Below are 22263 nucleotides of genomic sequence, written 5' to 3'. Positions count from 1 at the left end.
TTTGCTACTAACGATGCAACCGAATTTGCGGTAAATTTGATGAAATAAGCGTAAATTTCAAGTGAAATTTTAAAAAGTCATACAAAGGACACATTGAGGACACAAAAGGTCATTATAATTCTCCAAAAATAAAGGAGAAAAAGATGAAAGATTCTGCAGTAACTCACGTAACTATGGCTATCGGAGCCGTGCTTTGGGGCTGTCTAACCGCAGCGGTGGTTTTGTTTTAACGGGTAACATAACGAAACATAAAAATAAAAAATCTACGGACGAGTATCCTAGCGATATCTCGTCCAACCTCTAAATCAAATTTAACCGCTATCCCGCACCGCTCTAAAAACTCTGCTTTTCTAGCCGCTCAAAATTTATGCGGTTTGTTAAATTTCCTGCTCAGTAAGCTTGTTTTTATATAAAATTTAACTCGCGAGCCGAACCGTTTAAATTTAACCTCAAATTTGCCCGCACCGACCGCTACCCTGCGCGCTTTGATTGTTTATTTAGCTTCTTTTGGATAAAATCGCCCAAATTTAATCTTAAGGCAAATCATGAAACAAGCAAAAGTCTGGAAATTCGGCGACAATATCGACACCGACATCATCATAGCCGCGCGCTATCTCAACACCTCGGACGAAAAAATCTTGGCCACTCACATCATGGAGGACGCCGATCCTGAATTTAGCAAAAAAATCTCCGCGGGCGACGTTATCGTAGCGGGCGAAAATTTCGGCTGCGGCAGCTCGCGCGAGCACGCTCCTTTGGCGCTTAAGGCCGCAGGCATAGGCGCGGTGATAGCAAAGAGCTTTGCTAGGATTTTTTATAGAAACAGCTTTAACACTGGGCTTTTGATACTAGAAATCAAAGAAACGGACGAGATAAACGCGGGCGACGAGCTAAAAATCGACGTGGATAACGGCGCGGTCGTAAATTTAACTAGCGGCAAAGAGTATAAATTTAGCCCGATACCGCCGTTTATGCAAGAGCTTTTAAAAAGCGGCGGCCTCATAGAATACGCGAAAACAAGGATATAAGATGGCTAAAATTTATAACATAGCGGTGATAAAAGGCGACGGCATCGGCCCTGAGATAGTCGATGAGGCGATAAAGGCGCTAGATGCGGCTAGCGCGGAGTTTGGTTTCGAGCTTAGCTATAACTTTTATCTGATGGGCGGTGCGGCGATCGACGTGTTTGGCGAGCCTTTGCCTAGCGAGACGCTAAACGGTGCGCTAAACTCGGACGCGGTGCTGTTTGGTGCCATAGGCGGGCCAAAATGGGACGGCTTGCCGCGTCATCTGCGTCCTGAAAGCGGGCTTTTGAAGCTGCGAAAAGAGCTTGGTGCGTATGCGAATTTGCGCCCCGCGATGATATTTGACGAGCTGGTGGATGCTAGCACGCTAAAGCCCTCTGTCCTTCAGGGCGTCGATTTTATCGTGGTTCGCGAGCTAACGGGCGGGATATACTTCGGTCAGCCGCGCGAGAAAAAAGAAAACAGCGCCTACAACACGATGACCTACACGAGCGAGGAGATCGAGCGCATCGCAAAGGTCGGATTTGAAACCGCGATGAAGCGCAAAAAACGCGTCTGCATGGTCGATAAGGCAAACGTGCTAGAGACTAGTCAGCTCTGGCGCGAGGTCACGAGCGAGGTCGCAAAGAGCTATCCGGAGGTAAATTTGGAGTTTATGTACGTCGATAACGCGGCGATGCAGTTAGTGCGAGCGCCTAGTAAATTCGACGTGATTTTGACGGAAAATCTCTTCGGCGATATCCTAAGCGACGAGGCTAGCATGGTGTGCGGCTCGATCGGACTACTACCGAGTGCCAGCATCGGGGGCAAGGTAGGCATCTACGAGCCTATCCACGGCAGCGCGCCCGATATCGCTGGGCAGGGCATCGCAAACCCGGTCGCTACTATACTAAGCGCCGCGATGATGCTTAGGTATTCATTTGGCGAAAACGCGGCCGCGCAAGCGATCGAAAACGCCGTAAAAGCCGCTCTCGCACAAGGATACAGGACGAAGGATATAGCGCAATTTGACGCTAAAGAAATTTGCACTACGAGCGAAATGGGCAGTATCGTAGCCTCGCTCGTAAAAAAAGCGTAAAGATGAAAGATACGATTACCGAGGCCCTAATCTACGAGGCTCAAGGGCTAAAAGACGACGCGCTGATAGTTTATAGAAATATTCTAAAGCGCGAGCCTGCAAACGCCGCCGCGATCGCCGCGATAAGGCGTCTAAGCGGCCTTAGCAGGAAAAAAACGGGCGTGAACGAGCAGATGCGCGATTTTTTCGTCAAGATGAAAACGGACGAAGAAATAACCGAATTTAAAAGGTGGCTGATAAAACTATGAAACTAGAAGAAATAGCGAAAATGGCGATAGACGAGGTGGCGATGGAGCTAGAGCGAATGGACGCCGCGCAGGAAAACTTGGGCGCTAGCGAGGCTGAAAGCGCGGCAAATTTGACGGGTGTTCCGGCGTCAAGCGGCGACGTAAATTTAACCAATGCCGCGGGCCTTGCAAATTTAGTCGGCGAGATAAGCGTAGCGGACGAGGCTAGCGAGTTTGAGGCGGCTTTAGATAATGCGGTAAACTCGCAAAAAATGGCGGCGAAATTTGACGCCGTCCAGGAGTCCGACCTGACCGCCGCCCCGCAAAAAGCCTTTGAGGTCGAGGTTGCGAATTTCACGGGCGAGGAGATATTTCTAAAAAACCTAAAAGAGCGCGTTTTGGTGCTTTTTGAGGGGCTAAACGCGACCGGCGAGGAAAACCTAAAAGACAGGCTCTCGCTCACGCTTAAATTTTTAGAATTCGTGCTGGCAAATGTCGAAAATCGGCTCGAAAATCTGCAAAAATAAAAATCTAAAATGGCTGCGAGATTTTCTAGCACCCCACACTAAGCGCGCATATATCGTCGGCGGTTGCGTTCGCGACGCGATGCTCGGTAAAAAAATCTCCGACTTTGACGTTGAAATTTACGGTATCGACCCGGCTAAATTTGACGCTCTGATGGCGCAAATCGGCGCTTGCGGCGTGGGCAAAAACTACTTCGTTTATAAATTTAAAAATTTCGACCTTTCTTTACCGCGAACCGAAAACAAAACGGGTGAAGGACACAAAGCGTTTGAGGTCGCTTATGCCGATGACGAGCACGCGGCGTCTTTGCGCCGAGACTTTACCGTAAATGCGATGATGATAAATATCTTTGACGGCTCGTTTTTGGACTTTTACGGCGGACAGCGCGATCTAAAACGCGGTATCTTGCGCCATATCGACGATGAAAAATTCGCCGAAGATAGCCTGCGCGTACTGCGTGCGGTGCAGTTTAGCGCACGGCTAAATTTCCGCATCGCGCGTGATAGTTTGAGGCTAATGAAGAGCCTAAGTATCTCAGATCTTAGCCGAGAGCGCATAAACGGCGAGCTAATGAAGCTTTTTGGCGCTAAATTTCAAGAGGTCGGCTTTTGGTATCTTTACAAACTAGGTCTTCTTGGTAAAATTTTTGGGCTAAATTTGAGCCGCGCCGATGCGGAAAAATTTGCCGCAAAACTAAAAAGCGCGGTTAAGTTTCTACCCAAACAAAACGGCAAAAAAGACGAGCGCGAGTTTTTATATCTTTTAAACGGCTACTTCGGCGTTAGAAATTTTTACGACTTAGGACTGCCAAAAAGCTTTGAAGTCTGCGTTAAAGAGCCGTTTTTTTCGCGTCGTCCGAGTGAGCGCGAACTACTTAAAATAGCGCTAGAAAAACCGCTAAAAAGCTGGCTCGGGCTAAACTCGCCCAGCCTCGTAAAAAGAGCCAAAAATTTAGGCGTTTATGAGGCTAAATTTGAACCCGATATCGACACTACGGGGATTTTAATGCAAGGCTTTAAAGGCGCTGCAATAGGCGCTGAAATAAGGCGCAGGCAGGATCTAGCGATAGAAAAATTTTTAAACGAAAAGTCAAGCCTCGGCTAAAAATTAACCTAGTTAAAAGCGCAAATTAGCTAAAATCAAGCCCTATTTTAAAGAGGCGAAAGTGGAAAAAATCTCAATTATAAATTTTCAAAATAAAAATATTCTTTTTAACTTTATAAGTTTTGCAAAAAGCCTAAATTTGAGCGACTCGGCAAGTACTTTTGCGGCTTTTAAAACGCAGGCTAAGGCGGCTTTTTAATGTTTAATATAGTCCTCGTTCATCCTCAAATCCCGCAAAATACGGGCTCAATCGGCCGCATGTGCGTAAATGCAAACCTTAAGCTGCATATAATAAAACCGACCGTTTTTGACATCAGCGAAAAGGCTGTTAGGCGCGCGGGGCTTGATTATTGGGCACTGCTAAATCCGGTGATCTGGGAGAGTTTGGACGAGTTTTTGCACGCAAACGCCGCTTACAAGGATAGATTTTTTTACGCGACGACGAAGGCTCATAAATTTTATTTTGAAGCGGAGTTTAAAAAAGGCGATTTTCTGTTTTTTGGCGGCGAAAGTACGGGCCTGCCTATGGAGCTGATGGAGCGAAATTTCGCAAACGCGATCAAAATCCCGATGGGCGAGCACGGCAGGAGTTTAAATTTAGCCACGAGCGCGGGCATCATCGCGTATGAGGCTATCAGGCAAAATTTCGCCCAGTCAGGCTTTGGAAGTGCGCTATGAAATTTACTGCAAATAGGCTCTTTGCGCTCTTTTTTTCGGCTCTGTTTTTCGTCGTTTTTGCGGCTGGCGCCGAGCTAAAGATCGCTACTTTTAACGTACAAAATTTATTTGACGCCAAAAACGACGGTAGCGAGTATAAGGATTTCATCGTCGGCAAATCGGAGTGGAACGAGAAAAAAGCGAGCGCTAAATTTAAAGCCGTAAGCGCAAAGATAAAAGAACTAAACGCCGATATCATCGCGCTTCAAGAGATAGAAAACGAAATGATTTTAAAAGAGCTGATGAAGGAAGCGGGATATAAATATTTTGCCTTTTCAAAGGGTAAAAACGGCCCCGTAGGCCTAGCCGTCATCTCTCGCGTAAAGCCTGAAAAAACGCAGATTTTTAGCGTGCCAAACGTAAAAACAAGAGACATTTTAAAGCTTGATTTTGAAGTGGAGGGGCAAAAATTTAGCCTTTTAAATTTGCATTTTCCCGCTAGAAAAAATCCTTTAAAGCAGAGAAAAACGGCTTTTATCACGCTAAAATCAGCCTTAGCAGATACCCAAAAGGTCGTGGTTTTGGGCGATTTTAATACGCCTTACGGAGATAAAGAGCTGCTTGGCGATCTTACGACTAGTAAAAATTTAGCCAATCTTTGGGCGTTTTTGCCAAAGCACGAGCGCTACTCGCACACTAGCCTAAATGCGCTCGATCACGTCCTGCTCTCCAAAGACGCGCTTAGCCAAAACTATGTTTTAAACAGCTTTAAGGTTGAGCGAGACGGAGCGCAAATTTCGGATCATTTCGCGCTGGTTTTTAGGCTAAATTTTGATAAAAACGCTAAAAATACGCTGCAACATATAGCCGAGGCGCGGGTCGGCGAGCTGTCAAAGAAGTCAAATTTGCCCGTTTTGCTAAAACGCGCTACGGTCGTGCAAAAGGACAAAAAGGGCTTCACGCTAGCGCAGGATAAGCGCGGTATATATGTTTACGAGCCAAAAAACGACGCAAAACTCGGCCGGGTCATGGACGTAGCGGTAAACCGCCTAGACGAGTTTAAGGGAAATCTTGAGATCAGCTCGCATTATGCGGTAAAAATTTATGAGGAAACGCAAGATCCGCGTGAACAGATGCTGGATGCTAAAAACCTAAAACAAGCGCGCCCGGGCGACGTATTTAGCCGTATCGGCGGTGAAGTGCGAAACGGCAGGCTCTACACGCCGTACGGAGATATTAAAATTTACGGAGCAAAGGGCAAGCCGCGCAACGAAAAAGAGGCGATTTTTACCTCCGTTCGCGTTGTGAGCTACAAAAACGAACCTCAAATTTGGATAGAAAATGAAGATAATTGATGCGGTGATGCTTGGCGCATTCGTGCTTTTTATGATATTTTTGATGCGCGGATTCGTCACGCAGACGCTCGAGAGAAGCAAAAGAAGACAAAATTTAAAAAAGGATAAAAAATGAGCGAAACAAAAGAACTGATCGTGGAGATCGGCGTCGAGGAGTTGCCGGCGATCCCGTTTTTAAAAGAGTGCGGCAACGTCGCGGCAAAGTGGCGCGAGACTCTAGCGCAAAACGGCCTGGATAGCGAGTGCGAGTTTTACTACACGCCGCGCAGGATCGCGTTTTATCACCCGAAATTTGCGGTGCGCCAGGAGGACGGATTTAGCGAGTTTATCGGCGCGCCCAGACAAGTCGCGCAAAAAGACGGCGCATGGACGCCTGCCGCGCTAAGCTTTGCTAAAAAATGCGGTATCGCAGAGTCCGAGCTAAAATTTGAAACCGTCGGCGGCAAAGAGGTGCTCTACTATAAAAAGCCGGTCGCCGGTAAGCCAAGCGCGGAGCTTCTGGGAGATATGATAGAGAAGTTTTTGTTCGGCTTAAATTTTGGCAAATCAATGCGCTGGGGCGATGGTAAATTTGAGTTTATACGCCCGGTACGCTCGTTTTTGTGCTTGCTTGGAGACGAGGTCGTTAAATTTAACAAATTTGACGTGGAAAGCGGCGATAGTATCTTCATGCACAGAAGCGTAAGCTACGATAAATTTACCGTAAAAAACGCGAAAGATTATTTTGCCGCGATGCCTAAAATCGGCGTAATCCTCGATCAAAATGCGCGCCGAGAGAAAATTTTGAGCGAATTTAAACAAATCGAGGCTAAAAACGGCGTAACGGTCGAGGTTGATGAGGCGCTGCTAGACGAGGTTGTAGCGATCACCGAGCATCCGACCGCGCTGCTTGGCGGCTTTGAGCGGGAGTTTTTGGAAGTGCCTAGCGAGGTTATCATCACCTCTATGAAGGAAAATCAGAGGTATTTCCCGGTTTTTGAGGGAGGCAAGCTCGCTAATCGCTTCGTGGTCGTCAGCAACGCCATCTCGCCCGAGCCGGCACTTATCGTAAAGGGCAACGAAAAAGTACTTCGCGCAAGGCTTAGCGACGCGATGTTTTTCTGGCGTAGCGACCTGGCACATGAGTTTGGCCCCGAAAAGCTAAAAAATATCACCTATCTAAAGGAGCTTGGCAGCACCTATGAAAAGAGCGTGCGCGAGCTAGGCGTCGCAAAACGGCTGGCTAAAATCTGCGCCGATCGCCTAAAAGAGTGCGCGGGAGAGGACTACGAGGCGCTGCTGGAGCGCGCCGTGATGCTGAGCAAGGCCGATCTAACCACGCAGATGGTGTATGAGTTTACCGAGCTTCAAGGCGTGATGGGCGGCTACTACGCGGCGGCAAAGGGTGAAAACGAAAACGTCGTAACCGCGATCAAGGAGCAATATCTGCCAAGCGGTGAGGCTAGCGCGCTACCTAGCACTATCTTTAGCTCCGTCGTCGCGCTCGCGATCAAGCTCGAGACGCTAATCGGGCTCTTTAGCGCGGGCAAGATCCCAAGCGGCAACAAAGACCCGTATGCGCTCCGCCGCGCGGCTAACGGCGTCATCAAGATCATCCAAAACGAAAATCTAAACTTTGATATCGCGGCGTTTTTGCGCGAGACGGCGGAGGGATATGCTAAATTTGACGTCGAGGCGCTCATAAATTTCATTTTCGATAGACTTTATACGTTCTTTGACGTAAATCCATCCGTCGTAAAGGCCTGCCTAGCTAGCAAAAAAGGCGATATACTCGCGCAGTGCGAGGCGATCGAGGCTCTAGGCGCGATCTGTGCGGCGGAGGACTTTAGACAAAATTTCAGCACGTTTAAGCGTCTGGCAAACATTATCAAAGATGAAAATTTCGGCGCGGTAGACGAGGCGAAATTTGAAAACGAGAGCGAGAAAAAGCTAAACGATGCGTTTAAGGCCGCGGTAAAAGCAGGGGGCTCATACAATGAACGCCTAAAAAATCTTTTCGGTCTAAAAGCCGCGATAGACGAGTTTTTCGATAAGGTAATGATAAACGCCGAGGACGAGCTCGTGCGTAAAAACCGCCTTGCGCTCGTGGGGCAAATTTATGCGGAATTTCTCAAGATCGCCGATATAAAAGAGATAAGCTTGTGAAGCGACTTTACGTATTTGCGGGCGTGAATGGCGCGGGCAAATCGACTTTTTACGTGAGGCAGCTAGAGGACGATAAAATTTATGGATTGAGGATAAATTCCGACGAATTAGTGCGGGAATTCGGCGATTGGCGCAACACAAAAGATCAGCAGCGCGCGGCAAGGCTGGCTCTGCGCCTTCGTAAAAACTACCTTGAAAACGGCGTCAGTTTTAATATCGAAACGACGCTGAGCGGGCATTCTATCGTAAATTTTATCAAAGACGCCAAGGCGCGTGACTACTTCGTTACGCTATTTTACGTAGGCCTTGAAAACGTGGAGCTTTCTAAGTGCAGAGTCACGATACGCGCGGCCAAAAACGGACACTCTATAGACGGTGCCGTGCTAGAGCGCAGATATGACGCCAGCTTTGTAAATTTAGCCCGTCTCATCGGCGTTTGCGACGAGATATATTTCTACGACAACAGCGCTCCTATAAAAAACGAAGACGAACAGAAATTTTCAAATTTGGCTCTAGTCGCTAAAAAGCAAGACGGCTGCGTAACGAGGATAAGCGATAAAAAATACGAATGGTTTGAGCGGGTGATGAGCGAGGCTGAAACTGCTTGATAAACGGCGGCTTGGATGCGGATTTTACAAGCGTAAGAAAATGTCTGTGAAGCCGAATTTAAGCGGTAGATAAATGAATAACTAATTAACGACGCTGTTTTGAGGGTTCTGGCAGCGATAGTAAAAAGGCGACAAGGTGAGGTATTTTGATCAAATTTCAAAGCGTATAAGGTTGGGTAGCGGCGAAGAAATAATCTACGAATATCCGTGCGTAAACAGGCTTTTGGTTGCATTTATGATTTTGTTTTGGATTATTTTTACGGCGGCGATGCTTGTTTCTTTTGTAAAATCTAGCGAGCTACTTTATAAATTCTTTGTAGCGCTTGCGATATTTTTCGTAATGCTGGCTTTATATAGGGATGTCGTCGGATTTATCAGGCAAGGGCTCATAGTTACAAATAAATCTTTGATAACTTTTAACGGTAAAAAAGTTGCGCTCGAGAACGTTTGGTTTTTTGGCGTAAAGCTCAAAGCCGCTAAAAAACCGTCGCTTTATTTTTACGATGGCAATAAGCTTATTATAAATTGCCATGCCGACGGCTCGCCGGAATTTGATGAGTTTTTGTCGGCTTTATATAAAATTTCAGGCAATAAACAAATTTTATCTTTGGGTTCGCGCGAAATAAATCCAGAAGGGTTTCTGGCAATGCAGACAAAGGTTAAGCTCATAAATTTATGATTCAAACTCGGCGCATTTGTTTTAAATTATGATAGGGCGGCTTTAAATTTATCGTTAAATTTTAGCTCTTTTGGCGATGGTTTTTTTGAAAATTTGAAAGATAATCGCCGAAAGTAGATTCGTATTGGTCTAGCCTTTACCCGGCGAGTATAGGAGGCAATGCAAATTTACTTAAATTTTATTTAAACTCATGCTTTGCAAAATATCGGTTTAGATTTGGCGCCTTGTTTGCTCGCCAAATTTGCAAATTATGCTATCTCTAAAATCGCCGTGATATCTGCCATACCTTGCGTGTACATAGCTGACGTAACGAGCGCGTCCGCGCCTGTGCCGGCAAATTCTCTGACGTTTTTTAGATTTATCCCGCCGCTTGCGACTAGGGCCGCGTTTGGGGCGATTTTATCTCGTAGGTCTACCGCTTGCTTTACGGATTCCGGCGTAAATTTATCGAACTGCACGACGTCGGCGCCCGCCTTTAAAAGTGCTTCGCAATCATCTAAATTTTCGCACTCGACGGCGATTTTGCGCTCTGGGGATTTTGCCTTAAAGGTTGAAATTTGAGCCAAAAACTCCTCATACGAGTCGTATGCCTTGATGTGATTTTTGAAAAATAGCACGCTATCGCTCAAATTTAGCCTATGTATGCCGCAGCCACCCTCAAGCACGGCTTTTAGGCAAAATTTCTTAGCAAACGGGAAGCTCTTGCGCGTGGCAAGGATTTCGCATTTTGGATTTACGCTTTTTGCCGCCTCGTTCATCGCTCTTGCGTAGGTGGCGATCTTGCAGGCGTACTCTAGGCAAATTTGCGCCAGTTTCCAGGCTTTATGTACGTTATCGTAGCTGCCGCTTATTTTTACGATCGGCTCTTTTGCGGCTGCGACGGCTGAGTTTGGGACGCAAATTTGCGCCTCGCAGTCAAGCAACTGCGCGATGCGAGCGGCGACGTCTACGCAGCTAACCGTCACGTCCTCGCGCGGCAGTATGGTCAAAGATGCGCTTTTTTGGATGCCTTGAAGCGAGGTCGTGAGATCAAAGTAGGGCAGATCCTCGCCGATATAGGCTAAAATTTCGGCGTCGCTAAGCTTTATCATCGCTTGCTAGCCTCTTTGCTTCGGCGTTTTTCTTATTTGCGTTTACGATCATTTTTCTAAAGATGCCGTTTTCGTAGAGTCCGGCGTGGTAGAGCGAAAAACCTATAAACGCGACGCCTGAGGCTATGTGCCACTTTTTAAAGCCGCCTTTGTTACGTCCGAGCATTCCCAAAGCCGTAACGCAAACAGCCGCTAAAGTGACGCTCATGCCGACCTTGGCGACTTTTCTATGAGTTTGTAGATTTAAAAGTTCCCCGCCTATTTTCATTTTTTGCTCCAGCAAGAGGTATTTTTTATGCCGATATTCTCGGGGTCAAATTCCGGATTTAGACCCGCTTTTCTTTGCGATTCGTAGTCTTTTAGGGCTTTTATCATGACTTTTGATAGCATAAAGATCGCAGCGATATTTATCGTAGCCATCGCAGCCATCGTGATGTCGGCGATATTCCACGCGATAGTTAGGTTCATCTGCGCCCCGACGAATATCATCGCAACCGCCGTAACCTTAAATGCCGTGGCGATTTTGTGATTTTTCGTGAGATATTTGATATTTGCCTGCGCATAGTAGTAGTTGCCGATCAGCGACGTGATAGCAAAAAGCACCACCGCAAGCGTCGTGAAGTGCAGCCCTATCTCGCCGAAGTACTCGCGCATCGCGGCCTGGACTAAAGGAAGAGCGGTGAGCGGCTCGCCGCTAACGCCGGTTTGCTTTGTGATATAAGCCTGCGAGAAAAGCACTATCATACCCGAAGCCACACAGATCGTCATATCTATAAAAACCGCCATCGCCTGCACGAGTCCTTGCTTTACGGGGTGGCTAGTGTGGGCAGCGGCTGCTGCGTTTGGCGCAGAACCCATGCCAGCTTCGTTTGAAAATAGTCCGCGCTTGATACCGTAGACGATCACGCTACCGGCAAATCCGCCAAATATCGCCTTAAAATCAAAGGCACTTTTTATAATCATATCAAAGACGGATGGGAGCTTGTCTAAATTTAAGCATATCGCGATAAATGCTAGCAAGATATAAGTAAGCGCCATAAAAGGCACGATGTAGGAGCTAACCTTGCCGATAATATGGCTCTTGCTAAAAAACATCACCGCCGCAAATGCGGTAAGTATGAGGCCGATACCCACGGGCAAGCCGCTATCGCTAAAGCTCGTAGCGCTCGCGCTTTGGTCGTAGTAAATTTGAAAGGCGGAGGTCATAGTGTAGCTTTGTAGGCCGTTAAATCCGTACGCGTAGGTGATGACGAGGATAACGGCAAAAAGCGTAGCTAGCCATTTAATGCCTAGGCCGTTTTTGATGTAGTATGCCGGGCCGCCTTTAAAGCCAAATACGTCTTTGGTCTTGTAAATTTGAGCTAGCGTACTCTCGGCAAATGCCGAAGCCGCACCCAAAAAAGCCATCAGACACATCCAAAATAGCGCGCCCGGACCGCCTGCTACGATAGCGGCGGAGATGCCGGCGATATTTCCGATACCCACGCGCGAGGCGGTGGAGATCATCAGCGCTTGAAACGGCGTGAGGTGGTGCTTGTTGTATTTATCTTTTTTCTCGACTAAAACCTTGCAGGCCTCAAAAAACATCCTAAACTGCACGAATCTCGTAATATAGCTAAAATAAATACCGGTAAGAACGAGCACTATAACCAAAAAATAGCCGTATAAAAAGTCGTTAGCTAGCGACATCTCGTCGTTCATAAATTTTAAAATTTTATCTATCAACCGTCATCCCTTCAAATTTATTTTGCGCCTATTTTGACGCCTTTCATCGAATTTGCCAGTAGTCCGATCGTCGTACCGTTGTGTAAAACGGCCGTGGCGATAGGGTTAAAGAGCCCAAATGTGGCGCCCGCTAGGATGAGCGAGTTTATGCCGACGGTGGCGTTAAAATTCGTATTTATAAGCCTCATGGTTTTATTTGCGATGTCTTTTGCGACGGCGACAGAGCCGATGTCGTCTTTTAGTAGGCTTATGTCGGCGGTGGCTTTTGCTATATCGGCGCCTCTTTGCATGCTGATGCCTACGTGAGCCTTGGTTAGGCTTGGTGCGTCGTTTATGCCGTCTCCGATAAAGGCTACTTTTTTACCCTCGGCTTTTAACTGCTCGATGATGCCTGCTTTGTCGGTAGGTAGGCAGTTTGCATAGACTCTATCGATACCTAGTTCGCTTGCTACCTGATCAGCTTTAGACTGCACGTCGCCCGTTAGCATGATGAGCTCTTTTACGCCCAGTTTTCGCAGTTTTGCTAGCGTCTGTGCGGCGTTTTCTCGCATAGTGTCGCGCATAGCGATGATACCTAAAAGCTCTTTGTCGTAGCCTACGTATAGTAGCGTAAGTCCGCTATTTACCTCGTTTTTTATGATCTCTTCGTGCTTGCTAAAAGAAATTTGCTCGTCGTCCTCTAAAAAATGCCGCGAGCCGATCACGACCTCTTTGCCGCCTACGTATGTTTTCACGCCGTGAGCGACGATAAACTCGACCTCGTCGTGGTGGATGTGATGAAAGCCTATCTCTCTAGCGGCCTTTACGATAGCCTCGGCTACGGGGTGGAAGTAGTGCTCCTCTGCGCTTGCAGTTAAATTTAACAACTGCGCCTCGCTAAATTCTTTTTTAAACGAGTGAACCTTGACGACGCTTAGGCTACCGTGCGTTAGCGTACCCGTTTTATCAAAGACGAAAGTATCGGCGCTCGCTAGCGCTTCGATAGATTTAGCGCCCTTTATCAGCACGCCGTTGCGGCCTGCTTTTGAGATGCTTGATTTAAAGGCGACGGGCGTAGCTAGCTTTAGCGCGCAGGAGTAATCCGCCTGCAACACGCTAGCAACGCGCGTCATATCGCGGCTAAGCAGATACGAGACGCCGGCTAGACTTAGCGTCACGGGCACTAGCTTGTCGGCTAGCCTCGTGGCTTTTAACCCGACGGAGGATTTTTCGTTTAGCGAGCTTTGGATGTATGATTTTATCCTTGCAGTCGCGCTCTCGGCGGCTATGCTCTCGGCCCAAATTTTGATGCGTCCGTCTTCTACGACCGTTCCGCTCATCACTCGGTCGCCGCGCTCTTTTTTGACCGGTTCTGCTTCGCCCGTCATCGAGACTTGATTTACGCTTGCGGTGCCTTCTACGATATAGCCGTCTATACCGATACTCTCGCCTGCACCGACGACCACGATGTCGCCTACTTTGACGTCGGCGGTCGAGATTTTTTTGAGAGATTTTTCGCCGTTATTATTTATCTCGATCCAGACCTCTTCGATGTTTGGACGGGCTAGTTCTTTGATAAGGTCGTCGCTGCGATGTACGGCGCTTTCTTCCATATATTCGCCGATGGTTAGCATGAGATTCGTGCTATTTGCGGCCAAAAAGTCGCGTCTAGCTAAGCTCACGCCGACGGCCGCGGCTTCAAGAGCCTTTGAGGTTACGCCCTCGTTTACGGCTTCGCTTGCGCCCTCTTTTAGCAAAGGAGCTGCGGCGACGAGGCTAATCGCGGCCTTTACGCCATTACTGCTAATCAGCGGAGTCAGAGCTAAAGCGGCTACGGCTTTGTAAATTTCAGCCTTGCTCGGCTCTTCTTTACGCTTGGTTAAATTTTTAATCGGTAAATTTTCGATAAAATCTCTAATCTCGTCTAAATTTGACTCAAAGCCGACCACGATGCTCTTGGCTTTTTTATTTACTCTGACGCTTTTTACGTATTTAAATTCGGAAATTTGCGCCTCCAAATGGCTCTCGTCGCAGTTTTCGCCGATGCGTTCGCAGATAAATCTAGCGCGGTTTTTGGTTAGATGCGCGATGCGAACGTTATTTTTGGGAGTCAATTTCAGCCTTTACGTCTTCAAAGCGCTCTTTTAACTCCTCAAATCCGGCTTGAAGCAAATTTGACCCCTTTACGATAGCGGAAAATATCGCTTTTTGGGCGTTTTCATTGGTTAGCACGTAGGCTGCGACACCGCCTATTAGCGCGCCTTTTATGAAGCCCGCGGCATTAAAATTTGCGGGGATAAAGTTTTTTAGCGCATTATTTATGCTATTATCCAGCGCGCTTGGGGCGCCGGTAGTCTTGACCGTCGTAGTAGTCGTAGTCGTGCTACCGTCTTCGTTTAGTTGATTTATAGTTTGCGTTTCGTTTATGTAAGGGTTTTTCATTTATCTTCCTCTAAAATTTTGATTATTTTTTCCGTAGCGATTACGCCGGCGATACCGACGGCAACGGTTGCCGCAGCCGCAAGATAGCGCGCCGAGACTAGTTTGTTTGATGCGCTGATAGCGCACGCCGTGACGATACCGCCTTGGATAGCGATTTTAGTCGTTTTAGCTACGGCCTGCGTCTTGCTGACCTTGCCTTTTTTATAGTTTAGTATTTCTACGCCGCCGGCTGCTATCGCGCCGATTAGCGCGCCGCTTATTAAGTGGTCTGCCGGAAGTCTAGTGGTTGAAGTTAGCGCCATATTTTACCTTTTTTAGTGATTTCTGCCCAAATTTGCTTCGAGCGCGTTTGCGATACTATCTGCCATCGCTTTAGTTTCCTCCGTCACGTTGGCTTCTGGCTTTAGTTCTTGAGGTTTTGCTTGTTCTTGTTCGGCTTTTACTACCGGTTTTTTAGCTTTTGGACCCGGTTTTTTTCTGCCTTGTTTTATAGTAGATGCTTTTTCTGCCGCTACTTCCTCGCTAGTACGCCTTTTGCGATTTTTTATTTCGCTTTTGACCTCTTCGGACGCTTTGGCAAATTTTTCCTCTGCATACTCTTTTACTTCGCTAGCCTTTTTTTGTGCATAGTCTTTTGCGTTTTGGGCGAACTCTTTGCCTTTATCTAGTCCGGTTTCAAGAGCCGATTTGATTTTGTCTTTATTGCCAAAAGCCGCGACGGCTAAGCCACCCAAAATCGCGCCTGCGATAAACGGTAATGCCATTTTTTATCCTTTGTGTTAAATTTTATTCTTTATCTTTGTTTTTGTCTAAATTTTTACTTAGCATCATGCTAGCTAGTCCGCCCAGCGCCAGTCCGCCGAAAAATGAAAAATTCGGGTTATTTAAAAGCGCGACGACGTCGTCTTTGCCGCCTTGCCCCGAGCTTATGCGCTCTAGAGTTTGGCTGATTTGATTAAAGCTGCTTGAGTCAAAAGCGTTTAAGATATTTTCGATTTGATTTTGAGCCGTTTGCGCCTGCTCCTCTTGGCTTGCGTTATCCGCAGCTTGAAACTGCGCGGCTAAAATTTGAGCTAGCTTTGCTTTTAGAGCCGGGATATATTCGTTATTTGACGTCGCCCAGAGCCTAAAGCAGACGTCTTTAAAGTTTTCATCGCCAAGGTTATCGGTCAAATTTTCATAAAACGCATTTAGCTCAAGTTCGTAGTTTAGGGCTTTTATAAAGCAAGCGTCAAGATCCTCGCACGCTAAAGCGCAAAAAACTTGCGGATCGGCCTGATCTGCATAAGGCTTTAAAAGCTCCAGTCCGCTTTGCCTAACGGCTAAAATTTGATCAAAAATCTCATCTTTTTCTTTTACGCTATCGTAAAATTTTACTCCCTGCGACTCTAGTAAAAAAACCGCATTTGCGGCTTGTTTTAGCTCTTCGTTCATCTTACGCCGCCGGTAGCTTTTTGAGCTAGATTGTTGATCAGGGCTGAAATTTCGTGCAAATTTTCGCCTTTTAGCAGATCGTCCCACATCTTTTTCGGGAAAATTTCGTGGTCGTACTCTATCGTAGCCGAGCCGATTAGTTTGTTAAATTTGACGTTTTTTATGCCGTCTATTTGCTTTATCGTTTGATCTATTTTTTCTAACGGCAAGCTGTCTGCTTCCTTTTTGATATCGCTGCTGACGCGGACTCTTAAACGACCTGCGACGTGGTGGATCAGCGTGAAATACGAAGCTATGCGTAAGACTAGTTCTGATGGTATATGTGGCGCTGCACTCATGTTTCTCCTTTGTTTTTTTGCGTATTATCGTTTTGCTACGCTTAAATTTAACTAAAAGTTTTTTGCATATCGTTATCAAATCATTTTTGATAAAAATGTTTAAAACGCTATTTGTTTTGGCATTTTGGGCAAAAACCGTATAAAATCATCGCGTGGCCTTCGAGTTTGAAGCCCGAAATTTGACAAATTTGCTCTTGTTTTTCTTCTATATATTTATCGAAAAAACTCTCGGTTGCGCCGCACTTCGTGCATACGAGATGATCGTGGTGCGACTTTAAATTTAGTTCGAATTTATTCGTTCCGTCCCCTTCAAAAGCAAGAACTAAACCGAATTTTTGTAAAAAATTTAAAAACTGATATATTGCCGTTAGGCTCAAATTTCGTTTAAATTCGCTTTTAATCCTCGTTTTTATCTGGCTTGCGCTAAGATGCTCGTCGCTAGAAAATAAAATTTTTAAAATTTGCTCTTTAGCGGCGGAATTTTTATATCCGCAATCTCGTAAAAACTCTAAAAATTTCATATAAAAATTATCAAAATTGTGCATTTATAGCCGCTTTGCCTTATAAAAATAGGTTCTAATTATAGTAAAACAAGCTGATAATGCGATAAATTTAAGACTAATTCTCAAAAAATCAAGATTTTGGCTAAGCGATTATAAAGGTTATTTTGGCATAATTCCGCAAATTTTTTAAAAGGGCGACTATGACGTACGACGAGCTAGAGCTTGAGGCTGTTTTGCTGGAGGTTTTGGAAAATCGAGGCAATTTTGAATCGCTTGACGACGAGGAGCTTTTCGAGCTTATAGAAGAGGTTGCGAAATACACCGACGGCGATTATGAAGAAGCGTTTGAATATATGACTCAGTTTTCGCCGATTAACAAAAAAAGGTTCGTTTCTCTTTATACGGTTTAGCCAAGCGGCTAAACCGAGTTTTTCTTATTTTTTATACTGAAAAAATTTATTCGCTATTTCTTGAAGCTTTTTTGTGTATCTAGACTCTTTAGGCGAGTTGTTATAAATATCTTCCATATCATACATTCTATCATAATAGTCAAACGTGGCTTGTTTATCGACGACTATCAAAGAGGTATTTATGCTAACTCCGACAAAAAGTCCTCTGCTTTTGCCTCTTTCCGTAGCCCAAGCCGAAATTTCGGGCAAATCAGTCATAACTCCCGCTTTTTCGCCTGCCCCAAGTATCACTGCATCGGCGCTTAGATCGATTTGTCCTTTTCCGTTCAGTAGTCCTGCGTACGATCTTCTTGATTTTATTAAAATAACTAGGTCGGTTGATTTATATCCTGCCTGCAAACCGATGCCGCCGCCTTTAAAGCTAACGAATATCGGGCTACTCCATTCATTATCGTCGTTTCTACCGATAAATATACCGTCGCCTGAATGCGTGGTAGCTATTAGGCCTCCGCTTACCATTTCTGGGATGATGATTATACCCTTAACCTCGCTCGTATCCTTCGTATTTAGCAGCTTTTGAGTGCCTAAGTCGTTTAGGATATCAAGCGATGTCCTAACCTTTTGATTTTGCGTGAAATCCGCATAAGCAAGCTGGCCTAGCAAAAGCGCGCAAGCGGCAAGCTTTAAAAACTTTTTCATTTTTATTTCCTTTTTTGTAAAATTTACCCGCTATTATAGTATTTTTTTATTAAATTTAAAAAATGTTCGTTAACCTTATGCAGAAAGGAGTTAAATGAAAAAGATTATTTTGGCGGTTTTGCTCTGCCTAAATTTAAGCGCAAAAGCGCAGGGCGGCGCATCCGGCGAAACTCAGACGATCGTAAACGGCGACGTGGAGATAGTACAGGTGGAGGCTAAATTTGCCGGGAATTTAAGCATTGACGGCAAGAAAAAGCGCTGGCTTAGCGTACCGGGGAATGAAAATTTAAAATTTGCCCTCGTCGCCGCTAGCTACCGTCAAAAGGGCGAAATAAAGCTAGTAAACAGGCTTAAAAGCGGCGATGAGACGATAGTTTTTAAGATCGTAGAGGGCGAATATAAAAAAGAAAAAATAACCGTCGAAGGCAGCAAAGTAATGCCGCCTAAAGACGTGCTAAAGCGTATCGAGGAGGAGCGCGAGGAAGCAAATAAAATCTATGCAACGGCTAATGTCGGGCTAAAATTTGACTCCAAATTTATCCTGCCGATGAGCTCGGCAGTCACGAGCCCGTTTGGTACCGCGCGCGTATTTAACGGCACCCTAAAGAGCTATCACAGCGGCACGGACTTTAGGGCCGCAGTCGGCACGTCCGTGATCGCGGCAAACGACGGCGTAGTCGTCATAGCAAAAGATCGCTACTATGCGGGCGGATCGGTTGTCATAGATCACGGCGAGGGCATTTACACTCAGTACTATCATCTAAGCGCGCTAAACGTCAAAGTCGGACAAAACGTCAAAAAAGGCGATACCATCGCGCTTAGCGGCGCTAGCGGGCGAGTGAGCGGGCCGCACCTACACTTTGGCGTGATCGCCGGCGGCGTGCAGGTAAATCCGATAAATTTCGTCAAAAAAATCAACGAAATTTTAAATTAACATTTTTTTCACGACTTTTCTCTAAACTTCGCTCATCTTTTTAAAGGAGAGAAAATGAAAAAAGTAGTTTTGATTAGTATGTTGGTTGCGGGCGGGCTTTTTGCCGCTTCGCTTGAAAATAGCACGAACGACGAGCTTTATAAAATGGTCGCAAACGCCGATGCTAAGACGCTTAGCGAGGTAGCGTTTGAGATAGATAAGCGCGCGGGCAAGTTAAAATTTGAAGCCAAAGAGGCCAAACGCGGACTAAAGGCCGAAATCAGAAAGAAGCTTGATGCGATGAGTATCGCCGATAAAGAGGCGTTTATGCGCGAGTTTAGAAACGGCTATAACGCCCAAGTGGGCGCACTAAGCGTGGCGGAGGCAAAAAAGCTTGATATCGAGCTAAAAGACGGCGATGACGACGATGATTTTCACAAGAAATTTAAGCACGATTTTAAGGGCGGATTTATAAAAGATAAAGACGGCAAAGGCCCTCATACGCCGCGTAATAAAGAGTAAATTCGGCCTTTTTAGGCTTTGCGGGGCGGGTTTTCGTTTAAATTTGCGCGAAAATTTGCCCCGCTTTTTACAAATTTAAGCACTTTGGCGGCGGCGTAGCTTTATGAAATTTTACCTTGAAATTTAGATGAAATTTGATAAATTTACGCAGGATTTATTTGCAGCTAAATTTGAGCACTCTTTGAAAATCTCGGATGAAAACAAGCCTTGCAAACAGGATAAATAAAACCCGAAAATCAAGCGGATAAAACGCCGTAAAACGACAAAAATAAACGAAAACGGAGCAAAAATGAGTAAAATTTTGATCGTCGAGGACGAAAACATGCTGCTTGAGATGATGCGTGCGTATTTGCAGGCTCAGGGCTACGAGACGGCGGGCGCGAAAAGCTATGACGACGCGTTAAATTTAGCCTACGAGAGCAACTTTGATCTTTGGATATTTGACGTTAAGATCATCGGCGGCAGCGGCTTTGCGCTACTTGAGGAGCTGCGAAACGCGGGCAAAAACACGCCTTGTATATTCACGACCTCGCTAAATACGCTTGATGACGTGCAAACCGGCTTTACTAGCGGCTGCGACGACTATATCAAAAAGCCGTTTGAGCTAAAAGAGCTGCATCTGCGCGTACAAAATTTGCTAAAACGCACCTTCGTGCATAACAAAAACGAGTTGGTAAATCTGGGTGAAAATTTGGGCTTTGATATGAATCAGGGCTTGCTGTTTCGTGACGGCAAGGCTGTCTCGATGCCTAAAAAACAGTCTAGGTTGCTGGCATTCTTGCTAAAAAATCAGGATAAATTTTTAAGTAGAGAGGAGATTTATTCTCAAATTTGGGACTACGACGAGAGTCCTAGCGAGCTTAGTTTGCGCGTTTATATCGCGGAGCTGCGTAAAATTTTAGGCAAAGAACGAATCGTGAGCGCATCAAAGCTAGGCTATAAATATGTTTAAGCTTTTTGGTGCGGCCAAGATACAAAGAGTGGGGCGCGGTCCTAAAATTTCATCCAAATTTACGCAATCTGTTTGCCGATTTAAGCTTCAAAATTTACGTCCGCAAGATAGCCGTAAATTTAATCCAAAAGGCGGCAAATGTCCTTTTTAAAATTAGCCAAAAAAGCCTTCATTGCGCTCTTGGACCGTCAAATTTTACCTATTTTTTTGCTTTATTTCATCACGAGCGCCGCGTTTTTGGTTTTTTTCGCGCAGATGTTTTATGAGCGCGAGAAGCATTTTATCCTAGACCGCGACGTATTTATCGTGCGAGATTTGCAGCACCACCTGCAAAATAAACTGCAAAAAAACGGCGAGATAGACGACGATGATTTCGACGACGTCGAGGCTTTTGCCGTAAATTTAAAAACGGGCGAGGAGATCGAGGACGACTTTGAGCCGCGCGAAGGCATGCCGAGCAGATACAAGGACGGAACGAGCTCGGTAGTGCAGTTTTATCTAAAAAATCGCCTCGGCGAGGAGGAGTATTACGTCGCGGTCAAGGTCGCGGATCCCGAGTTTGCGATTCTCACGCTAAAACTCAAGATAATATTTTTCTCGTTTATGATACTGCTTGCTATTTTAGTCATAGCTTATTTTATCATCCGTCTTTCGCTGCGTCCGCTTTACCGTCGTATCGACTTTTTAAACGGCTTTATCAGAGATACTACGCACGAGATTAACACGCCTCTTAGCGTCATTTTGATGAGTATAGAGATGTTTGAGACCGATCCTAAAAAATACCTAAATAACATAAAAACCGCCTCTAAAACGATTTCGACGCTTTACGAGGATCTCACGCTGGTAAAGCTTAGCGGCAAAGAGGACGTAGCGGCGACGAGCTTTAGTCTGAGCGAGCTGGTGCGCGAGAGAATCGGGTACTTTGGGCTAAATTTAGAGCAAAAAAATATAAACCTAAGCACGCAAATCGCCGAAGTGCAGCTACGCTCGTCCTATAAAAAAACGAGAAAAATCATCGATAATCTACTTAGCAACGCTATAAAATACTGCGACGAAAACGGCTCGGTAAGCGTAAATTTAACTCCCGCAGCGCTCGCGATCTCAAACAGCGGCGCGGGCATCGCGAAGGAAAATTTGCCGCGGATTTTTGATCTTTACACGCGGTTTGACGAGCGAAACGGTGGCTTTGGTATCGGGCTTCACATCGTTAAAACATTTTGCGAGGAGCTCGGGTTTAAAATCTCGTGCAAAAGCGGCGGCGGGCTAACGGAGTTTCGCGTAGGTTTTGGCAGCAGCGCGCAAATCTAGTCCCGTTTAACGGCGGTGCGGTTGCCTTTAAATTTGGCTTAAAGGCGTTTGGCGAGTAGGTCGTAAAGCGAGCCTGGGCGGCAGATTTGCGAACGCCTTATCTTAGTCAAAATGCTCTCGCGGACGTCCGGGTATAAATTTACCCATTTGCCGAGTTTATACCGTCCTGCTCTTTGTGCAAGATGCGCTTAAATTTGCTCTCTTGCGTTAAATTTCGCCATTTTATGCCGACGCTTAAATTTTAACGGCTTTGGATTTTGACACTAGACGGGCTTGATTTTACGCAAGCTGACGTTATATTTATCGCTGTCGTCGCAGTATAAGACTCACCCGAAAATTTCCGGCGCGCCGTAGCTATGAGGACAGCCGTTTTGCCGTATTTGCCAAATCGCACCGTCCGTGCATAAACCTGGTTAAATTTGTAAGCGCGGATATGGGATCGTATCGCCGGCACTGCGCCGTAAAACGAGTCCAAACTTTGCACCCTTGAGCCGCTCGTTTGCGCCCGTCGCTCATAGTTTTGTTTAAATTTAACTACTTTTTT

Annotated in this window: 27 protein-coding genes; 16 read left to right on the top strand and 11 right to left on the bottom strand. The window is 45.9% G+C overall.

Annotation, left to right across the window (positions count from 1 at the left end; translation table 11 throughout):
* Positions 1-545 precede the first annotated feature (545 nt).
* The 11 genes from QZ157_RS06540 (at position 546) to QZ157_RS06490 (ending at position 9403) form a co-directional block, all read left to right on the top strand.
* Positions 546-1028 (top strand): 3-isopropylmalate dehydratase small subunit, encoded by a 483-nt coding sequence (locus QZ157_RS06540; protein ID WP_002952075.1) that lies wholly within the window; start codon positions 546-548, stop codon positions 1026-1028.
* A gap of 1 nt (position 1029) precedes the next feature.
* Complete coding sequence (leuB, locus tag QZ157_RS06535) at positions 1030-2103, top strand: 3-isopropylmalate dehydrogenase (protein ID WP_295143352.1); 1074 nt, start codon at positions 1030-1032, stop codon at positions 2101-2103.
* Positions 2104-2105: 2 nt separating this feature from the next.
* Positions 2106-2351: a hypothetical protein gene (locus tag QZ157_RS06530; RefSeq protein WP_295143349.1), complete on the top strand. Its 246-nt coding sequence runs from the start codon at positions 2106-2108 to the stop codon at positions 2349-2351.
* The gene (locus QZ157_RS06525) at positions 2348-2857 is read left to right on the top strand and encodes a GlcNAc transferase (protein ID WP_295143347.1); all 510 of its coding nucleotides are present in this window, start codon (positions 2348-2350) and stop codon (positions 2855-2857) included. The genes QZ157_RS06530 and QZ157_RS06525 overlap by 4 nt, the downstream gene beginning before the upstream one ends.
* Positions 2823-3959 (top strand): CCA tRNA nucleotidyltransferase, encoded by a 1137-nt coding sequence (locus tag QZ157_RS06520; protein WP_295143344.1) that lies wholly within the window; start codon positions 2823-2825, stop codon positions 3957-3959. Before QZ157_RS06525 ends, QZ157_RS06520 begins: the two co-directional genes overlap by 35 nt.
* 198 nt (positions 3960-4157) lie before the next feature.
* Positions 4158-4637 (top strand): tRNA (cytidine(34)-2'-O)-methyltransferase, encoded by a 480-nt coding sequence (locus tag QZ157_RS06515; RefSeq protein ID WP_295143341.1) that lies wholly within the window; start codon positions 4158-4160, stop codon positions 4635-4637.
* Positions 4634-5971: an endonuclease/exonuclease/phosphatase family protein gene (locus QZ157_RS06510; protein ID WP_295143338.1), complete on the top strand. Its 1338-nt coding sequence runs from the start codon at positions 4634-4636 to the stop codon at positions 5969-5971. The genes QZ157_RS06515 and QZ157_RS06510 overlap by 4 nt, the downstream gene beginning before the upstream one ends.
* Complete coding sequence (locus QZ157_RS06505; protein ID WP_002948095.1) at positions 5958-6086, top strand: hypothetical protein; 129 nt, start codon at positions 5958-5960, stop codon at positions 6084-6086. Before QZ157_RS06510 ends, QZ157_RS06505 begins: the two co-directional genes overlap by 14 nt.
* Positions 6083-8116, top strand: coding sequence for a glycine--tRNA ligase subunit beta (glyS, locus tag QZ157_RS06500; RefSeq protein ID WP_295143335.1), 2034 nt, complete (start codon positions 6083-6085; stop codon positions 8114-8116). The genes QZ157_RS06505 and glyS overlap by 4 nt, the downstream gene beginning before the upstream one ends.
* Positions 8113-8724 (top strand): zeta toxin family protein, encoded by a 612-nt coding sequence (locus tag QZ157_RS06495; protein WP_295143332.1) that lies wholly within the window; start codon positions 8113-8115, stop codon positions 8722-8724. Before glyS ends, QZ157_RS06495 begins: the two co-directional genes overlap by 4 nt.
* A gap of 136 nt (positions 8725-8860) precedes the next feature.
* The gene (locus QZ157_RS06490; protein ID WP_295143329.1) at positions 8861-9403 is read left to right on the top strand and encodes a hypothetical protein; all 543 of its coding nucleotides are present in this window, start codon (positions 8861-8863) and stop codon (positions 9401-9403) included.
* A 248-nt stretch (positions 9404-9651) separates the two neighbouring features.
* On the opposite strand, the gene modD is transcribed toward QZ157_RS06490, so the two are convergent.
* The 10 genes from modD to QZ157_RS06440 all read right to left on the bottom strand — a co-directional run bounded on the left by modD (position 9652) and on the right by QZ157_RS06440 (position 16957).
* Positions 9652-10494 (bottom strand): ModD protein, encoded by an 843-nt coding sequence (gene modD / locus QZ157_RS06485; protein ID WP_295143326.1) that lies wholly within the window; start codon positions 10492-10494, stop codon positions 9652-9654.
* On the bottom strand, positions 10481-10762 hold the full coding sequence (locus QZ157_RS06480) for a helicase (protein ID WP_295143323.1): 282 nt from the start codon (positions 10760-10762) through the stop codon (positions 10481-10483). Before QZ157_RS06480 ends, modD begins: the two co-directional genes overlap by 14 nt.
* Entirely contained in the window at positions 10759-12195 is a 1437-nt protein-coding gene (locus QZ157_RS06475) for an alanine/glycine:cation symporter family protein (protein ID WP_295143398.1), read from the bottom strand. Before QZ157_RS06475 ends, QZ157_RS06480 begins: the two co-directional genes overlap by 4 nt.
* Before the next feature lie 41 nt (positions 12196-12236).
* Complete coding sequence (locus tag QZ157_RS06470) at positions 12237-14312, bottom strand: heavy metal translocating P-type ATPase (RefSeq protein WP_295143320.1); 2076 nt, start codon at positions 14310-14312, stop codon at positions 12237-12239.
* Positions 14296-14640 carry a YtxH domain-containing protein gene (locus QZ157_RS06465; RefSeq protein WP_295143317.1) on the bottom strand — a complete coding sequence of 115 codons (345 nt, stop codon included), beginning with the start codon at positions 14638-14640 and terminating at the stop codon, positions 14296-14298. Before QZ157_RS06465 ends, QZ157_RS06470 begins: the two co-directional genes overlap by 17 nt.
* On the bottom strand, positions 14637-14942 hold the full coding sequence (locus tag QZ157_RS06460; RefSeq protein WP_295143314.1) for a Cys/Met metabolism pyridoxal-phosphate-dependent enzyme: 306 nt from the start codon (positions 14940-14942) through the stop codon (positions 14637-14639). The genes QZ157_RS06465 and QZ157_RS06460 overlap by 4 nt, the downstream gene beginning before the upstream one ends.
* Before the next feature lie 12 nt (positions 14943-14954).
* Positions 14955-15404: a hypothetical protein gene (locus QZ157_RS06455; RefSeq protein ID WP_295143312.1), complete on the bottom strand. Its 450-nt coding sequence runs from the start codon at positions 15402-15404 to the stop codon at positions 14955-14957.
* 22 nt (positions 15405-15426) lie between these two features.
* Positions 15427-16074 (bottom strand): aminotransferase, encoded by a 648-nt coding sequence (locus QZ157_RS06450; RefSeq protein WP_295143309.1) that lies wholly within the window; start codon positions 16072-16074, stop codon positions 15427-15429.
* Positions 16071-16412, bottom strand: coding sequence for an HMA2 domain-containing protein (locus QZ157_RS06445; RefSeq protein ID WP_295143306.1), 342 nt, complete (start codon positions 16410-16412; stop codon positions 16071-16073). The genes QZ157_RS06450 and QZ157_RS06445 overlap by 4 nt, the downstream gene beginning before the upstream one ends.
* 107 nt (positions 16413-16519) lie before the next feature.
* On the bottom strand, positions 16520-16957 hold the full coding sequence (locus QZ157_RS06440; protein WP_295143302.1) for a transcriptional repressor: 438 nt from the start codon (positions 16955-16957) through the stop codon (positions 16520-16522).
* Between the two features lie 158 nt (positions 16958-17115).
* Between QZ157_RS06440 and QZ157_RS06435 the strand changes: the two genes are divergently transcribed.
* Positions 17116-17325, top strand: a complete 210-nt coding sequence (locus QZ157_RS06435; RefSeq protein ID WP_002945385.1) for a hypothetical protein — start codon at positions 17116-17118, stop codon at positions 17323-17325.
* A gap of 24 nt (positions 17326-17349) precedes the next feature.
* Here QZ157_RS06435 and QZ157_RS06430 read toward each other — a convergent pair whose 3' ends face one another.
* Entirely contained in the window at positions 17350-18024 is a 675-nt protein-coding gene (locus QZ157_RS06430) for a lipid-binding SYLF domain-containing protein (protein WP_295143296.1), read from the bottom strand.
* Positions 18025-18118: 94 nt separating this feature from the next.
* On the opposite strand from QZ157_RS06430, the gene QZ157_RS06425 reads away from it, so the two are divergent.
* The 4 genes from QZ157_RS06425 (at position 18119) to QZ157_RS06410 (ending at position 21719) form a co-directional block, all read left to right on the top strand.
* Positions 18119-18958, top strand: a complete 840-nt coding sequence (locus QZ157_RS06425) for a M23 family metallopeptidase (RefSeq protein ID WP_295143293.1) — start codon at positions 18119-18121, stop codon at positions 18956-18958.
* 54 nt (positions 18959-19012) lie between these two features.
* On the top strand, positions 19013-19459 hold the full coding sequence (locus QZ157_RS06420) for a DUF1104 domain-containing protein (RefSeq protein WP_295143290.1): 447 nt from the start codon (positions 19013-19015) through the stop codon (positions 19457-19459).
* Between the two features lie 289 nt (positions 19460-19748).
* Entirely contained in the window at positions 19749-20411 is a 663-nt protein-coding gene (locus QZ157_RS06415) for a response regulator transcription factor (protein ID WP_295143287.1), read from the top strand.
* A 138-nt stretch (positions 20412-20549) separates the two neighbouring features.
* On the top strand, positions 20550-21719 hold the full coding sequence (locus QZ157_RS06410) for a HAMP domain-containing sensor histidine kinase (RefSeq protein ID WP_295143284.1): 1170 nt from the start codon (positions 20550-20552) through the stop codon (positions 21717-21719).
* The last annotated feature ends 544 nt before the right edge of the window (positions 21720-22263 follow it).

Origin of the sequence: uncultured Campylobacter sp. (assembly GCF_905372745.1) — a bacterium.
Lineage (GTDB): Bacteria > Campylobacterota > Campylobacteria > Campylobacterales > Campylobacteraceae > Campylobacter_A.
Note: the sequence above shows the minus strand (reverse complement) of the source record. Positions and strands in the feature narration are given on the sequence as shown.

What these genes read in the sequence shown, in the direction of transcription:
- QZ157_RS06540 (WP_002952075.1), top strand. Translation starts at nt 546, where the DNA reads ATGAAACAAGCAAAAGTCTGGAAATTCGGCGACAATATCGACACCGAC.
- leuB (WP_295143352.1), top strand. Translation starts at nt 1,030, where the DNA reads ATGGCTAAAATTTATAACATAGCGGTGATAAAAGGCGACGGCATCGGC.
- QZ157_RS06530 (WP_295143349.1), top strand. Translation starts at nt 2,106, where the DNA reads ATGAAAGATACGATTACCGAGGCCCTAATCTACGAGGCTCAAGGGCTA.
- QZ157_RS06525 (WP_295143347.1), top strand. Translation starts at nt 2,348, where the DNA reads ATGAAACTAGAAGAAATAGCGAAAATGGCGATAGACGAGGTGGCGATG.
- QZ157_RS06520 (WP_295143344.1), top strand. Translation starts at nt 2,823, where the DNA reads ATGTCGAAAATCGGCTCGAAAATCTGCAAAAATAAAAATCTAAAATGG.
- QZ157_RS06515 (WP_295143341.1), top strand. Translation starts at nt 4,158, where the DNA reads ATGTTTAATATAGTCCTCGTTCATCCTCAAATCCCGCAAAATACGGGC.
- QZ157_RS06510 (WP_295143338.1), top strand. Translation starts at nt 4,634, where the DNA reads ATGAAATTTACTGCAAATAGGCTCTTTGCGCTCTTTTTTTCGGCTCTG.
- QZ157_RS06505 (WP_002948095.1), top strand. Translation starts at nt 5,958, where the DNA reads ATGAAGATAATTGATGCGGTGATGCTTGGCGCATTCGTGCTTTTTATG.
- glyS (WP_295143335.1), top strand. Translation starts at nt 6,083, where the DNA reads ATGAGCGAAACAAAAGAACTGATCGTGGAGATCGGCGTCGAGGAGTTG.
- modD (WP_295143326.1), bottom strand. Translation starts at nt 10,494, where the DNA reads ATGATAAAGCTTAGCGACGCCGAAATTTTAGCCTATATCGGCGAGGAT.
- QZ157_RS06480 (WP_295143323.1), bottom strand. Translation starts at nt 10,762, where the DNA reads ATGAAAATAGGCGGGGAACTTTTAAATCTACAAACTCATAGAAAAGTC.
- QZ157_RS06475 (WP_295143398.1), bottom strand. Translation starts at nt 12,195, where the DNA reads ATGAACGACGAGATGTCGCTAGCTAACGACTTTTTATACGGCTATTTT.
- QZ157_RS06465 (WP_295143317.1), bottom strand. Translation starts at nt 14,640, where the DNA reads ATGAAAAACCCTTACATAAACGAAACGCAAACTATAAATCAACTAAAC.
- QZ157_RS06460 (WP_295143314.1), bottom strand. Translation starts at nt 14,942, where the DNA reads ATGGCGCTAACTTCAACCACTAGACTTCCGGCAGACCACTTAATAAGC.
- QZ157_RS06455 (WP_295143312.1), bottom strand. Translation starts at nt 15,404, where the DNA reads ATGGCATTACCGTTTATCGCAGGCGCGATTTTGGGTGGCTTAGCCGTC.
- QZ157_RS06450 (WP_295143309.1), bottom strand. Translation starts at nt 16,074, where the DNA reads ATGAACGAAGAGCTAAAACAAGCCGCAAATGCGGTTTTTTTACTAGAG.
- QZ157_RS06445 (WP_295143306.1), bottom strand. Translation starts at nt 16,412, where the DNA reads ATGAGTGCAGCGCCACATATACCATCAGAACTAGTCTTACGCATAGCT.
- QZ157_RS06440 (WP_295143302.1), bottom strand. Translation starts at nt 16,957, where the DNA reads ATGCACAATTTTGATAATTTTTATATGAAATTTTTAGAGTTTTTACGA.
- QZ157_RS06435 (WP_002945385.1), top strand. Translation starts at nt 17,116, where the DNA reads ATGACGTACGACGAGCTAGAGCTTGAGGCTGTTTTGCTGGAGGTTTTG.
- QZ157_RS06430 (WP_295143296.1), bottom strand. Translation starts at nt 18,024, where the DNA reads ATGAAAAAGTTTTTAAAGCTTGCCGCTTGCGCGCTTTTGCTAGGCCAG.
- QZ157_RS06425 (WP_295143293.1), top strand. Translation starts at nt 18,119, where the DNA reads ATGAAAAAGATTATTTTGGCGGTTTTGCTCTGCCTAAATTTAAGCGCA.
- QZ157_RS06420 (WP_295143290.1), top strand. Translation starts at nt 19,013, where the DNA reads ATGAAAAAAGTAGTTTTGATTAGTATGTTGGTTGCGGGCGGGCTTTTT.
- QZ157_RS06415 (WP_295143287.1), top strand. Translation starts at nt 19,749, where the DNA reads ATGAGTAAAATTTTGATCGTCGAGGACGAAAACATGCTGCTTGAGATG.
- QZ157_RS06410 (WP_295143284.1), top strand. Translation starts at nt 20,550, where the DNA reads ATGTCCTTTTTAAAATTAGCCAAAAAAGCCTTCATTGCGCTCTTGGAC.